The organism is Kitasatospora sp. NPDC001527, assembly GCF_040298605.1.
Taxonomy (GTDB): domain Bacteria; phylum Actinomycetota; class Actinomycetes; order Streptomycetales; family Streptomycetaceae; genus Kitasatospora.
In genome coordinates this window covers 1-12939 of sequence record NZ_JBEPAM010000050.1, presented here as the reverse complement: position 1 = coordinate 12939, position 12939 = coordinate 1, and the positions used below count along the sequence as shown (strand labels likewise).

The 12939-nt window shown below is 72.8% G+C and carries 12 protein-coding genes; 5 read left to right on the top strand and 7 right to left on the bottom strand.

What is annotated here, in order from left to right; genetic code table 11:
- Positions 1–26 precede the first annotated feature (26 nt).
- The 3 genes from ABT238_RS31820 to ABT238_RS31810 form a co-directional block, all read right to left on the bottom strand.
- Positions 27–1433 carry a metallopeptidase TldD-related protein gene (locus ABT238_RS31820; RefSeq protein WP_350569519.1) on the bottom strand — a complete coding sequence of 469 codons (1407 nt, stop codon included), beginning with the start codon at positions 1431–1433 and terminating at the stop codon, positions 27–29.
- Positions 1433–3031 (bottom strand): TldD/PmbA family protein, encoded by a 1599-nt coding sequence (locus tag ABT238_RS31815; protein ID WP_350569554.1) that lies wholly within the window; start codon positions 3029–3031, stop codon positions 1433–1435. The genes ABT238_RS31820 and ABT238_RS31815 overlap by 1 nt, the downstream gene beginning before the upstream one ends.
- Positions 3032–3164: 133 nt before the next feature.
- Positions 3165–4310: an MBL fold metallo-hydrolase gene (locus ABT238_RS31810; protein WP_350569521.1), complete on the bottom strand. Its 1146-nt coding sequence runs from the start codon at positions 4308–4310 to the stop codon at positions 3165–3167.
- 373 nt (positions 4311–4683) lie between these two features.
- On the opposite strand from ABT238_RS31810, the gene fabG reads away from it, so the two are divergent.
- Positions 4684–5403 (top strand): 3-oxoacyl-[acyl-carrier-protein] reductase, encoded by a 720-nt coding sequence (fabG, locus tag ABT238_RS31805; protein ID WP_350569523.1) that lies wholly within the window; start codon positions 4684–4686, stop codon positions 5401–5403.
- Between the two features lies 1 nt (position 5404).
- Entirely contained in the window at positions 5405–6172 is a 768-nt protein-coding gene (fabI, locus tag ABT238_RS31800; protein WP_350569525.1) for an enoyl-ACP reductase FabI, read from the top strand.
- A gap of 70 nt (positions 6173–6242) precedes the next feature.
- Here the strand turns inward: fabI and ABT238_RS31795 are convergent, their stop codons facing one another.
- The 4 genes from ABT238_RS31795 to ABT238_RS31780 form a co-directional block, all read right to left on the bottom strand.
- A complete protein-coding gene (locus tag ABT238_RS31795) occupies positions 6243–7301 on the bottom strand; it encodes a hypothetical protein (protein ID WP_350569526.1) in 1059 nt (352 codons plus the stop codon).
- Positions 7298–9457, bottom strand: a complete 2160-nt coding sequence (locus tag ABT238_RS31790; protein ID WP_350569527.1) for a DUF6571 family protein — start codon at positions 9455–9457, stop codon at positions 7298–7300. Before ABT238_RS31790 ends, ABT238_RS31795 begins: the two co-directional genes overlap by 4 nt.
- 4 nt (positions 9458–9461) lie before the next feature.
- The gene (locus tag ABT238_RS31785; RefSeq protein WP_350569528.1) at positions 9462–9800 is read right to left on the bottom strand and encodes a hypothetical protein; all 339 of its coding nucleotides are present in this window, start codon (positions 9798–9800) and stop codon (positions 9462–9464) included.
- 164 nt (positions 9801–9964) lie between these two features.
- Complete coding sequence (locus ABT238_RS31780) at positions 9965–10639, bottom strand: FadR/GntR family transcriptional regulator (RefSeq protein ID WP_350569530.1); 675 nt, start codon at positions 10637–10639, stop codon at positions 9965–9967.
- Positions 10640–10715: 76 nt separating this feature from the next.
- Between ABT238_RS31780 and ABT238_RS31775 the strand changes: the two genes are divergently transcribed.
- The 3 genes from ABT238_RS31775 to ABT238_RS31765 all read left to right on the top strand — a co-directional run bounded on the left by ABT238_RS31775 (position 10716) and on the right by ABT238_RS31765 (position 12834).
- Positions 10716–12026 (top strand): CynX/NimT family MFS transporter, encoded by a 1311-nt coding sequence (locus ABT238_RS31775; RefSeq protein ID WP_502891480.1) that lies wholly within the window; start codon positions 10716–10718, stop codon positions 12024–12026.
- Positions 12027–12072: 46 nt separating this feature from the next.
- Positions 12073–12195 carry an SGM_5486 family transporter-associated protein gene (locus ABT238_RS31770; protein WP_350569534.1) on the top strand — a complete coding sequence of 41 codons (123 nt, stop codon included), beginning with the start codon at positions 12073–12075 and terminating at the stop codon, positions 12193–12195.
- Positions 12196–12306: 111 nt separating this feature from the next.
- Complete coding sequence (locus ABT238_RS31765; RefSeq protein WP_350569536.1) at positions 12307–12834, top strand: SixA phosphatase family protein; 528 nt, start codon at positions 12307–12309, stop codon at positions 12832–12834.
- The last annotated feature ends 105 nt before the right edge of the window (positions 12835–12939 follow it).

Below are 12939 nucleotides of genomic sequence, written 5' to 3'. Positions count from 1 at the left end.
GATCCTCCCCCCGGTCGGCCAGGGCCTCAGGAGGCCTGGCTGACCGAACTCATGTTGAATCCCGGGACCCGGACCGGCGGCATCGCCGTCCGGGTGAACCAGTCGCTCCACTCGCGCGGCAGGCAGCGCTCCGTGCGGCCGACCTCGGTGATCCGGCCGAGCAGCTCCACCGGCGACTCGTTGAAGCGGAAGTTGTTGACCGCCCCGACCACCTCGCCGTTCTCCACCAGGTAGACGCCGTCCCGGGTCAGGCCGGTCAGCAGCAGGGTCGCCGGGTCCACCTCGCGGATGTACCAGAGGCAGGTGAGCAGCAGACCGCGCTCGGTGCGCGCGATCATCTCGTCCAGGGTCGGCGCGGCCTCCTGGCCGGCCGTCTCCAGGACGAGGTTGTCGACCGCCGGGCGCAGCGGCAGGCCGCCCAGCGCCGCCGAGTGCCGGCTGGTGACCAGGGAGGCCAGCTCGCCGTCCCGGATCCAGTCGGTGGCGGTCAGCGGCAGGCCGTTGTCGAACACCGACGCCTCGTCCTCGCTGGCGTGCGCCAGCACGAACGGCGCGGACTCCAGGCCCGGTTCGAGCGGGTCCGAGCGCAGCGTCAGCGGCAGACCGGTCAGCTTCTCGCCGATCCTGGTGCCTCCTCCGGGCCGGGAGAAGACCGTCCGGCCCTCGAAGGCGTCCCGGCCGCCGGACGACCAGGTCAGGTACACCATGAGGTCGGCGACGGCGGACGGCGGCAGCAGCGTCTCGTAGCGGCCGGCCGGCAGGTCGATCCGGCGCGCGCCCCAGCCCAGCCGCTTGGTCGCCTCGGCGTGCAGGGCGGTGACGTCCACGTCCGAGAAGTCCCGGGTGGCGGCGCCGACCCAGGCCGAGCCGGACAGGTCGGCGGTCTTGGCGTTCAGCTCGACCATGCCGGTCGGCTGGTCGTGGCGCAGCCGCAGGCCGGTGGAGGTGCCCAGGTAGCTGGTGACGACCTCGTGCCGGGCGAAGCCGTACAGCAGCTCGCCCTGCCCGGCGGCGCGGGCGAAGGCCCGGCCGAGGGCCGGTCCGAACTCCTCGAACACCTCGATGGAGGTCTCCCCGGGCGGCCGGGTGAAGTGCGGCGAGTTCGGCTGCTCGGCGGCGGTGACCAGCGGCTGCGCGTCCTCGGCCGGACCGGCCGCGCGGGCGGCCTCCTCGGCGGACCGGACCAGCTCCGCCACGTCGTCCGGTCCGACGGCCTCGCGGGAGACCACGCCGGAGGCGGTGCCCTCGGCGCCGGCCACCGTGGCGATCACGGTGAGCCGCCGGCCCCGGGTGACGCCGTTGGTGGTCAGCGCGTTGCCGGCCCAGCGCAGGTTGGCGGTCGACTCCTCGTCGGCGATCACCACGCAGCCGTCGGCGCGGGAGAGGCCGAGCGCCAGCTCGACGAGTTCGTGGGGCTGCATCGTCGCGGTCATCAGTGACCCGCCTCCTGCTGGGTGTTGAGCACGTTGACGTCGCGGAACAGCGCCGAGGGGCAGCCGTGGCTGACCGCGGCGACCTGGCCGGGCTGTGCCTTGCCGCAGTTGAAGGCGCCGCCCAGCACGTAGGTCTGCGGGCCGCCGACGGCCGCCATCGAGCCCCAGAAGTCGGTGGTGGTCGCCTGATAGGCGAAGTCCTTGACCTGGCCCGCGAGTTCGCCGTTCCTGATGGCGTAGGCGCGCTGCCCGGTGAACTGGAAGTTGTACCTCTGCATATCGATTGACCACGAACGGTCGCCGACGATGTAGAGGCCGTTCTCGACGCCCGCGAACAGGCCCTCGGTGGACGGGCCGCCCTCGACGGGCTGGAGCGAGACGTTGGCCATCCGCTGCACCGGGACGTGCCCGGGGGAGTCGGCGAAGGCGCAGCCGTTGGAGCGCTCGAAGCCCTTGAGCTTCGCCATGGCGCGGTCGAGCTGGTAGCCGACCAGGACGCCGTCCTTGACGAGGTCCCAGGACTGCGCGGCCACCCCCTCGTCGTCGTAGCCGATGGTGGACAGGCCGTGTTCGGCGGTGCGGTCACCGGTGACGTGCATCAGCTCGGAGCCGTACTTCAGCGAGCCGAGCTTGTCGAAGGTGGCGAAGGAGGTGCCCGCGTAGGCGGCCTCGTAGCCGAGGGCGCGGTCCAGCTCGGTGGCGTGGCCGATCGACTCGTGGATGGTCAGCCACAGGTTGGACGGGTCGATCACCAGGTCGTAGCGGCCCGGCTCGACGCTCGGCGCCTTCATCTTCTCGGCCAGGTGGACGGGCAGCTCGGCGAGCTCGGCGTCCCAGTCCCAGCCGGTCCCCGTCGGGCTCTGCCCATCGGGGGACGACCCCCGTACCCCCGTCAGATACTCCCAGCCGCGCCCGGCCGGCGGGGCCAGGGTGCGCATCGAGTCGAAGGCCCCGGTGCGCCCGTCCACCGAGGTGGCCTCCAGCACCGGGTGCAGCCGGATCCGCTGCTGGGTGGTGACGGTGCCGGCGGTGTCCGCGTAGAACTTGTTCTCCTGGACGGTCAGCAGGGTCGCCTGGACGTGCGAGACGCCCTCGGCGGCCAGCAGCCGGGTGCTCCACTCGGCGAGCAGCGCCGTCTTCTCGGCGTCCGGCACCTCGAAGGGGTTCACGTCGTACGCGGAGACCCAGGTGGCGTCCCGGTGCACCGGCTCCCCGGCGAGATCGACCCGCTGCGCCGACCCCGCGGCGCGGCTGATGCCGCCGGACAGCCGGGCCACCGCGACGGCCTGAGCGGCCACCCGGGCCGCCGCGTCCGGGGTGAGGTCGACCCCGGCGGCGAAGCCCCAGGCGCCGTCCAGCAGCACCCGGACGGCGAAGCCGAGCTGGACGCTGTCCGAGGTGCCGGCCGGCCGGGCGTCGCGCAGCCGCCAGGAGGCGCTGCGGACCCGCTCCAGGCGGAAGTCGGCGTGCGCGGCGCCGAGTTCGCGGGCCCGGGTGAGGGCGGCGTCGGCGAGCGCGTGCAACGGGTAGCCGAGGAAGAGCGGGTCGACGGCGCGCGGGGCACCGCCGCGGGACGGGGGCGTGCTGGTCGGGGGCAGCGGAGGCAATCGGGCTCCCTGGTCGGGCGGACGGCGGTTCGGACGCCCCCGAACGGCGAGGGGAGGCCCGAACCGCATCATTGCCCGTCAAAGGGGTTTCGGCCAGCGCATTTCCGGTGCGGCGGCCGGACGGCTAGCAGACGCCCTCCCACCAGCCGTCGAGCTCCGGCGGATTGTCGACGTCCACCCGCTCGCCGGGGCGCGGGACGGCCAGCGGCACGCCCCGCTCCTTGGCCGCCACCAGCAGCCGCTCGACGGGCTCGGCCCACGGGTGCAGGCCCAGGTTGAAGGTGCACCAGTGCACCGGGAGCAGCAGTCCGGCGTTCAGCTCCCGGTGGGCGAGGACGGCGTCCTCGGGCGTCATGTGGATGTCCGCCCAGGCCGGGTCGTAGGCGCCGACCTGGACCAGCGCGGCGTCGAACGGGCCGTGCTCGGCGCCGATCCGCGCGTAGCCCTCGAAGTAGCCGGAGTCGCCGGTGTAGTAGACCTTGCGGTTCGGCCCGGCGACCACCCAGGAGCCCCACAGGGTGGTGTTGCGGGTCAGGCCCCGGCCGGAGAAGTGGTGGGCGGCGGTCAGGGTGAGTGCCAGGTCGCCGAGCGTGCAGGTCTCGTCCCAGTCCAGCTCGATGATCCGGTGCTCGGGCACGCCCCAGCGGCGCAGGTGGGCGCCGATGCCGAGCGGCACCGCGAACGGCGCGGACTGGCTGCGCACCAGCCGCCGGACCGTCGCCATGTCCAGGTGGTCGTAGTGGTCGTGCGAGATGAGCACCGCGTCCACCTGCGGCAGTTCCTCCAGCTCCACCGGCACCGGGTGCAGCCGGCGCGGGCCGATCTGCGCGGCGGGGGAGCAGCGCTCGCTCCAGATCGGGTCGAGCAGGACCCGGGAGCCCTCGATCTCGACCAGCGCCGAGGCGTGCCCGTACCAGGTGACCGCCACGCCCTCGGCGGCGGCGTCCGCGCCGTCGGCCGGGCGGACGGTGGGCACCGGGCGGCCCGGCGTGCGGCCGTCGCGCTGGAACAGCACCCGGCGTACCGTGTCCGGGTCGATGCCGGACGGTGCGGGCGTCCGGGCCAGCTCGGAGGGCGCGTTGTGGAAGACGCCGTCGCGGTACTGGGGGGAGTTGCGCAGGCGCTCCTCCCGCTCGCCGTCCGGCCGGCGGCCGAACGCCGCCGGGAGGTCGCGCAGCGCCCAGGCGACCGCTCCCGCACCGGCCGCCAGCGCGGCCAGCGCCACCAGTCGTCCGCGTCGATGGGTGGTCCCGGCCCGTGCCTCGCTCATTCCGCGTTCCGCCTCCGCTCGTCACCGGGGCCCTGTCCGGCTGCGGGCCGTGGTCGGCCCCGGTGCGGCGGCCCCGGCATCGTGCCGCACCAGGGGGCACAACGGGCGTGCCCCGCCGCCGGGTTCCCGAACGGGCCACTCAGTGGACACGACAATCCGGTGTGCGGCGGTGGGCGAATCGCGCGAAAACCGGCCGGACACGGATTGTCGGGTACCGACAGTTCCATCGGTGCGGCGCTGTGGGAGACCGATTCGCCGCCGCGGCGCGGCGACCGATAGCGTCGCATCGCGTACCTCGTTGCGACGTACGCGGACATCACGGAGTGGTACGCGGGCATCACGGCGTGCGCACACACAGGAGAGAGGTGGATCGTTGAGCCGCTCGGTTCTCGTCACCGGAGGCAACCGGGGCATCGGCCTCGCGATCGCCCAGGCCTTCGCCGAGGCGGGCGACAAGGTCGCCATCACCAGCCGGTCGGGTGAGGTCCCCGAGCAGCTGGCCAAGTACGACGTGCTCGCGGTGCGCTGCGACATCACCGACAGCGCCCAGGTGGACGCCGCGCTGACCGAGGTGGAGTCGGCGCACGGCGCCGTCGAGGTGCTGGTCGCCAACGCCGGCATCACCCACGACACCCTGCTGCTGCGGATGTCGGAGGAGGCGTTCACGTCCGTCCTGGACACCAACCTCACCGGCACCTTCCGCGTGGTCAAGCGCGCGTCCAAGCTGATGATGCGCGCCCGCAAGGGCCGCATCGTGCTGATCTCCTCGGTCGTCGGCCTCTCCGGTTCCCCGGGCCAGGCCAACTACGCCGCGTCCAAGGCGGGCCTGGTCGGCTTCGCCCGTTCGCTGGCCCGCGAGCTGGGGCCGCGCAACATCACCGTCAACGTGGTCGCCCCCGGCTTCGTGGACACCGACATGACCGCGGTGCTCAGCGACGAGCGCCGCGCGGAGATCGTCGCCGACGTGCCGCTGGGCCGTTACGCGGCGCCCGCCGAGGTCGCTTCCACCGTGCGGTTCCTCGGTTCGGACGAGGCCGCGTACATCACCGGAGCCGTCATTCCCGTCGACGGCGGATTGGGCATGGGTCACTGACATGAGCGGAATCCTCGAGGGCAAGCGCATCCTGATCACCGGTGTGCTGTTGGAGTCCTCCATCGCCTTCCACGCCGCCAAGCTGGCCCAGGAGCAGGGCGCCGAGGTCATCCTGACCGCCTTCCCGCGGCCGAGCCTGACCGAGCGCGTCGCCAAGAAGCTGCCGCACCCGGTCAAGGTCCTGGAGCTGGACGTCTCCAACGAGGAGCACCTGGCGAACATCGCCGACCAGGTGCGCGAGCACCTGCCGAGCCTGGACGGCATCGTCCACTCGATCGGCTTCGCCCCGCAGGACGCCCTGGGCGGCAACTTCCTGAACACGCCGTGGGAGTCCGTGGCCACCGCCATGAACGTCTCGGCGTTCTCGCTGAAGTCGCTGACCATGGCGCTGCTGCCGCTGATGCGGGACGGCGGCGCGGTCGTCGGCCTCACCTTCGACGCGCAGTTCGCCTGGCCGCAGTACGACTGGATGGGCCCGGCGAAGGCCGCCCTGGAGTCCACCAACCGCTACCTGGCGCGCTACCTGGGCGAGCGGGACATCCGCTGCAACCTGGTCTCGGCCGGCCCGCTCGGCTCGATGGCCGCCAAGTCCATCCCGGGCTTCGGCGACCTGGCCGCCACCTGGGACACCCGCTCGCCGATGAAGTGGGACCTGAACGACCCGGAGCCGGCCGGCCGCGGCATCGTCGCCCTGCTGTCGGACTGGTTCCCGAAGACCACCGGCGAGATCGTCCACGTCGACGGCGGCCTGCACGCCATCGGCGCCTGACGCCTCCCGCGAACGCCGCTGCCCGGCACCCCTCCCGAGGAGGAGGGGTTCCGGGCAGCGGCGTTTCGACCTACGTGGGCGCGACCGGCTCGCAGCCGTACTTGGCGGCCATCGCGTTGGCCCAGGTACGGAAGGCCGGGGCCTCGACGGGCGGGGGCGAACCGGTGATCGCGAACCCGAAGGCGTGCAGGGTGAGACTGCCGCTTCCGCAGGGCGCGACCACGGTGCTGCCGTCACCGGCGCCCCGCCAGCCGCCCGGCGGCGCCCCCAGCGGCTTGTCGTCGATGTGGAGGGCGAAGTCCGGGTAGCGGGTGTCGAGGGTGGCGGTGAACTCGTAGAGCAGCTCCTGCCGGGTGCCGTTGTGGATCCAGCAGCTCTGGACCGGTGCCGTGGGACTGCTGATGTCCTGACGCGTCCCGGGTGGGAGCTCCTTCGTGGCGGTGGCCCCCGGAACCCCGCAGAGCTGCCCGCCGACGACGGGTTGCCCGATCTGTTCGCCGGTGGTCAGGTGGACGTCGGGGACCTCCGCCGACCCGCAGCCGGAGCGGCGGGCGACCGCCGCCGCGAAGTCGGCGGCCAGCCGGGCCATCCCCTGCCGCGACTCGGGCGACGCGCTCGTGTCCGCGCGCACGAAACGGTAGGGGTCGGGCTCCTTGTCGCGGACCACGTCCACGGTGACCGCGTCGGCGTCCCGCTTCGGATAGTGGTGCGTGTCCAGGTCGGCCAGCCGGCAGCCCGGCGCCATCAGCAGCCAGCCGCGGGCGTTGCCGAATGCCCCGACCGGCCCCCGGTCCGGCTGGGACATCGCCGGATCGGCCCGTAGCGAGAGCTCGAACAGCTCGGCCTTCCTGGTGCGCAGGTGGATCTCGGCGACGTACTTGCCGCCGCGCTTGAGGCTGATCGCGCAGTAGGCGTCCGGGTCGTCGCGGTCGGTCGACACGTCGCTGTCGGCGACCACGATCTTGCCGTCGCCGAGGACTCGTTCGGCGTCCGCGGCGGAGACGGCGCCGTCGCAGAGCCGGTCCGGGAGGAGCAGGTTGGGGTACTGCCAGGAGACATAGCCGCCCACTCCGAGGACGAGGACGACGGCGCCGACGGCGATCGCCCAGGTACGTCGCGAGAACCTCATTGCTGGCCGTTCCGTCCGAGGGCGATCAACGCGTTCGTGAGGCCGTCGTCGTGGCCGGATCCCAGCCCCTGGGAGACCGCCTCGGTCGCGTCCACGCTCAGGTGGTTCCGCCGGCCCCATTCACCGGCCATCACCTGGCTCTGGGTCAGCGCGGCGAAGTGCTTGTCGGAGTTCTTGGTGTTGCCCGCGTCCTGCGCTTCCTTCTTGACGTCGTCCACCCAGCCGCTGATGCCGGCGTCGACGAAGGCGCCGGCGACGTCCCCGACCTCCGGGATGAACCCGGTCACGACGCCGTTCACCGATGAGGCGAACTCCCCGGTCTTCTCGGCCCACTCCATCCGGTCGTCCTTCTCGTCCAGGATGACGTCCGACCGGATCGCGTCGTAGGCCCCCAGAGCCGCTCCGATGCTGTGCGCCCGGTCGGGGCCGTACTGGTGATTGCCCGGGATGGCGGCCAGGGCCTCGGCGGCCTTGGCCCGTTCGGCGTTGTAGAGCGTGGCGTAGGCCTCCGGTTCGTCGGAGACGCCGCGCATGACCCGGATGAGGTGATCGGCGGTCCCGCCGAGGTGGCCTTCGCCGTTCTCCTCCCACACGCCGTTGTGGTCGGCGTTGGTGTGGTGCTGGCTGAGAATCTGGTGCGTGTCGTCGACGTAGTCCGACAGCGCGTTGGCGAGCGGCATCTTCAGGTCGTCGTGCACGTCCTCCGCGCCCTTGCCGTCCGCGTCCAGCGCGTCGACGACGCCCTGCATCACCCGTGCCTGCGCCGGGGTGTGCGGGCCGCCGTGGTGGCTGCCCTCGCCCGGGACGTCGCCGGTGGCGGCGGCCTCGATGGCGGCGGCGAGGCCGGCCTGGTGGGTGGTCTTGTCGACCATCGGCGGCCCGTACAGGGTGTTGACGTACGAGGTGGGCCACTCGCGGTCGCGCAGCAGGTACGCGAGGCGGTCCTCGGCCCCCGGCCCCTTGGGGTCGAGGAACTGGGTGGCGGCCTCCGGGTTCTGGCCCATCAGCTTGAGCACGCCGTCCACGGGGTCGTACACCAGGTCCGGGCGCGGGCCGTTGAACTGGTGCGAGGACCAGCGGTTCCTGTCGTCGCGCTCGGCCTTGAGGATGTCGGTGCCGAGGTCGTTCAGGAACTGCGAGCCGTACCCGGCGTTGCCGTGCTGGAGCAGGGTGGTCAGCGTCTGGTAGCCGTAGATCGGCTCGGTCCGGCCGCCGAAGTGGCGCTCGTTGATGTTCTTGACGCCGGCTTCCTGCAGGCCCTTGCGGAAGTCCTGGTAGAACTTGCTGTTGGTGTCCCGGGTGGCGCCGCCGATGGTGTTGGCGAGGTTGGTCTGCAGCTCGCCGTACTCGCCCTTGTTCTTGCCGTCCCGGTCGTTGGTCCGGACCTGCAACTCGTCGGCGAGCAGCAGGGTGCCCTCGGGGCCGAGCGCGTTGAGCAGGGTCTGGCCGTAGACGGGGCTGCCGGAGTTGGCCTTCATCAGGTTGTTGAGCTCGGCCAGTTCCTCGGGGCTGAGCTTCTTGCCGTCCTTGAGCCGGGAGGCGAGGTCGGCGGCGCGCCGGCCGTCGGCCTCGTCACCTCCGCCGACGGCCTGGCCGTTGAACTCGTTCATCAGGTCGCCGACCTTGGCGGCGCGGCGCAGCTGGAGGGTGGCCCGCTGGTCTGCGGCGGTCGCCTCCTCCACACAGATCTTGATCTTCTGTGCCCACGCGCGGGCGGCGTCGTTGCGCTCGCGCTGGTAGTCCGGCTCGTGGTGGTAGGCGCTGCGGGTGGCCGGGTCGAGTGTGCTGGCGTCGAACATCACGGCGCCGGTGCCGGTCACCTTCATGCCGTCGGCCCGGGCGTCGGCGACGGCCTGCTTCAGCTTCTTCTGCGCCTCCGTGAAGTCGTTCTTCGCATCGGTGATGATGGAGGCGACGGCCTTCGCCTCGGTCTGCGCGTCGATGCTCTGCTGCCGGGTGAAGGTCACGTGCATGTTGGCGGCGAACGCGGTGGAGCCCAGCCACAGGCCCTGGTCGCCGGTGACGGAGAGCACCTCGTTCTCCAGTCGGTGCTGGATCAGCTGGTACTTGCGGGCCATCTCCGTCCAGTCGGCGGCGGCCTTGGCCATCGCGGACGGGTCGGCCTTCAGGACGTCCTCGAATCCGAGCAGGCTCATGCGCTCACGCCTTTCCGGTGAACGAGGTGGCGATGCCGTGCTCGACGCTCAGGTAGTTGGAGTGGGTCTGCCGCATCATCCCGGCCTCCTGGTTGATCCGGCCGTTGAGCTGCGACACCTGCTCGTGCCACTCCTTGAGCGCGCCGCGCAGCGCGGTCGCGGTGTCCCAGCCGCTCAGCTTCGAGGCCGCCGCCTCGGTCGACTCGTCGGCCGTCTTCCCGGCCGCGGTGCTGTCGTTGGCGATGCCGTCGAGTGAGGTGGCGGCTTTGTCGATGGCTGCCGTCGACACCTTCGTCGGCCCCCCGGCCGGTCCTTGGCCCAGCTTCAGGTCCGGATCCGCCATCAGTTCTCCCCGTTGTGTGCACACCTGGCCGGAGCCCGGCCGTCCGCGAATTTTCACGGGACGTTAGCACGCCAAATCCCGCCCCCGGCAAGGCGTGAGGGGCGCCTTCGGAGGGCGGGACGGGGATCGCGGCGGGGACGTGGGCGGGAGCCGGCCCCGGGGGGTCAGGCCTCGGCGTCCGCGCAGGCGCCGATGGCGCGTCCGGCCTCGTGGGAGGCGCGCTGGGGGTCGCGGGCACGGATGGCGTCGACGATCTCGCCGTGGCCGAGGTAGCGCTCGGCGATGAGCTCGGGGCCGACGTCGTGGCGCAGGTGGGCCCGGGTGACCTCGCCGAGGTCGGCGTAGACGGCGGCGAGGACGTCGTTGTGCGCGGCGGCGACGACCGCCTGGTGGAAGGCGGCGTCGGCCTGGACGAAGTCCTCGGCGTCGCCGGCTCTCCAGGCGTCCTCGCGGCGGGCCAGGGCGGCGTCGATCAGGGCGAGGTCGCGGTCGGTGCGGCGGGTGGCGGCGAGCCCGGCGGCGGAGGTCTCCAGGGTGACCCGCAGCTCGGCGACCTGGGCGCGGTCGACGTCGGCGAAGCGGCGGTGCATCACCCCGGCGAGCTCGCTGGTGGCCAGGACGTAGGTGCCGGAGCCCTGGCGGATGTCCAGCAGTCCGTTGTGGGCGAGCGCGCGGACGGCCTCGCGCACCGTGTTCCTGGCCACACCGAGCTGTTCGACGAGGGCGGCCTCGGTCGGGATGCGCGAGCCGACCGGCCACTCGCCGGAGGTGATCTGGCCGCGCAGCTGGGCGATCACCTGGTCGGACAGCGGGGTGCGCCTCGGCGAGGACAGCGCCACGGGGGACTCCTTGGGTCGGGTGGGTCGGGCCATCATGCCAATTCGAGGATGCGCTAATTCATCCCATCATTCTATGATGGCCCGCATGTCGTCCGCAGCAGACACCGCAGATCCCGCCGCCGCGTCCCCCCGGGCCGGGGCCCGGCCGCAGGCCGGGCGGCCCGCCCCCACCGACCGCCGCTCCCTCGGCTGGCTGTTCGCCCTCGCGATCGCCGCCGCCGCGTTCAACCTCCGACCCGTGGTCACCAGCCTCGGGCCGCTGCTCGACCAGGTCCGCGCCGACCTCGGGATGAGCCCGACGGTGGCCGGCCTGCTCACCGCCGTCCCCTCGCTCTGCTTCGCCCTGTTCGGCTTCGCCGCGCCCGGCCTGGCCCGCCGGCTCGGCCCCGTCGCCGTGGTCACCGCCGGCATGGGCGCGATCACCGCGGGCGTGCTGGCCCGCTCCTTCGCCGGCAACACGGCCGTCTTCCTGCTGCTGACCGCGCTCGCGCTGGCCGGTGTGGCGGTCGCCAACGTGTTGATCCCGGTCGTGATCAAGCGGTACTTCCCGGAGAAGGTCGGGCCGATGATCGGCCTCTACTCGATGGCGCTGTCGGCCGGCACCGCGCTGGCCGCGGCCGTCGCCGTCCCGCTGACCACCGCGCTCGGCGGGGACTGGCGGGTCGGCCTCGGGGTGTGGGCCGCGCTCGGCGCCCTCGCCCTGCTGCTCTGGATCCCGGCGCTGCTCACCCGGCGCCAGGAGCCCGGCGGAGCGTCGGCCGGCTCGGCCGCCGGCGTGAAGCTGCCGATCACCCGCAGCCGCACCGCCTGGGCGCTGGCCTGCTTCTTCGGCTGCCAGGCCACCGGCGCGTACGTGGTGATGGGCTGGCTGCCGAAGATCTTCCAGGACGCCGGCGTCTCCGAGGGCGTCTCCGGCGTGCTGCTGGCGCTGACCATGGTGATCGGCGTGCCGGTCTCCTACGTGCTGCCGAACCTCGCCGCGCGCCGCGGCGACCAGCGGCTGTTCGTGGTGGTCCTGGCCTCCTTCGGCATCGTCGGCTACCTCGGCCTGGCGCTGGCCCCGGCCGGGGCGCCGTGGTTCTGGGCGGTCCTGGTGGGCCTGTCCAACTGCGCCTTCCCGCTGGTGCTGACCATGATCGGCCTGCGCGCCCGGACGGCCGGCGGGGTGGCCCAGCTGTCGGCCTTCGCCCAGGGCGTTGGCTACCTGATCTCGATCCCCGGCCCGATCCTGATCGGCCGCCTCTACCAGGCGACCGGCGAGTGGTACCTGCCGCTGGGCTTCCTGGCGCTGCTGCTGGTGCCGCAGATGCTGTTCGGCCTGCGGGCGGCCCGGGCCCGGCACATCGAGGACGAGGCCGTTCCGAAGCGGGTTCCGGCCGCGGCCTGACGGGGGCGGTGATGGACGGGCGTGTCCGGGGTGGGAGAATCCGGGCATGCCCGTTCTCGAACCCAATCCCACCGACGGCCACAAGAAGCTCGGCCAGATCGCCGCGGTGATCGTCGGCATCGTCGTCCTGCTGGTCATCGTCGCGACCGTCGCCCAGAACCTGGGCTGACGGCGGGCGGTGTCCCGCTGAACCCCGCATGATGGCACCGCCCGCCCCGCCGGGTGGCGGCATCGGGCGGCATCGCGCTCCCGGCCGGCTTTTCTGCCAAGCTTGCTGGGTATGAGCGCCGACACGCCCCGCAGGATCATCGTTCTCCGCCATGCCAAGGCCGACTGGCCGAACGGCGTCGACGACCACGAGCGGCCGCTGGCCGACCGGGGCCGCCACCAGGCCCCGGAGGCCGGACGCTGGCTCGCCGACTCCGGGATCAACCCCGACTACGTGCTCTGCTCCGACGCCCTGCGCACCCGGGAGACGTGGAAGCTCGCCGCGCACGAGTTGCCGAAGCGCTCGCGCAGGACCGTCTACGAGAGCCGGGTCTACGAGGCCAGCCCGGGCGAGATCATCACCGTCCTCCAGGAGACCCCGGAGGAGTACGCCGACCTGGTCCTGGTCGGCCACAACCCCGGGGTGCTCGGCCTCACCCAGGTGCTGGCCGGCGACGAGGGCGACCGGGACGCGCTGGAGCGGCTGCGGCTCGGCGGCTTCCCGACCGCCGCGATCGCGGTGCTCAGCTTCTCCGGCTCCTGGAAGAACGTCGAGCCGGGCGTGGCCGAACTGGTCTCGTACTTCACGCCGCAGGACTGAACGACGACCCGAGGGGCGGGGGGGGGGGGGGGCCCCCGCCCCCCGGGGGGGGTGGGGGCGGGGGGGGGGGGGGGCCGCGCGCCCCGGGGGGGCCCCGGGGGGGCG

Excerpts from the sequence above, each read along its gene's own strand:
- ABT238_RS31775 (WP_502891480.1), top strand. The coding sequence starts at position 10,716 with ATGGCCCGCATGTCGTCCGCAGCAGACACCGCAGATCCCGCCGCCGCG.
- ABT238_RS31820 (WP_350569519.1), bottom strand. The coding sequence starts at position 1,433 with ATGACCGCGACGATGCAGCCCCACGAACTCGTCGAGCTGGCGCTCGGC.
- ABT238_RS31790 (WP_350569527.1), bottom strand. The coding sequence starts at position 9,457 with ATGAGCCTGCTCGGATTCGAGGACGTCCTGAAGGCCGACCCGTCCGCG.
- ABT238_RS31810 (WP_350569521.1), bottom strand. The coding sequence starts at position 4,310 with ATGAGCGAGGCACGGGCCGGGACCACCCATCGACGCGGACGACTGGTG.
- ABT238_RS31765 (WP_350569536.1), top strand. The coding sequence starts at position 12,307 with ATGAGCGCCGACACGCCCCGCAGGATCATCGTTCTCCGCCATGCCAAG.
- ABT238_RS31785 (WP_350569528.1), bottom strand. The coding sequence starts at position 9,800 with ATGGCGGATCCGGACCTGAAGCTGGGCCAAGGACCGGCCGGGGGGCCG.
- fabI (WP_350569525.1), top strand. The coding sequence starts at position 5,405 with ATGAGCGGAATCCTCGAGGGCAAGCGCATCCTGATCACCGGTGTGCTG.
- ABT238_RS31795 (WP_350569526.1), bottom strand. The coding sequence starts at position 7,301 with ATGAGGTTCTCGCGACGTACCTGGGCGATCGCCGTCGGCGCCGTCGTC.
- ABT238_RS31770 (WP_350569534.1), top strand. The coding sequence starts at position 12,073 with ATGCCCGTTCTCGAACCCAATCCCACCGACGGCCACAAGAAGCTCGGC.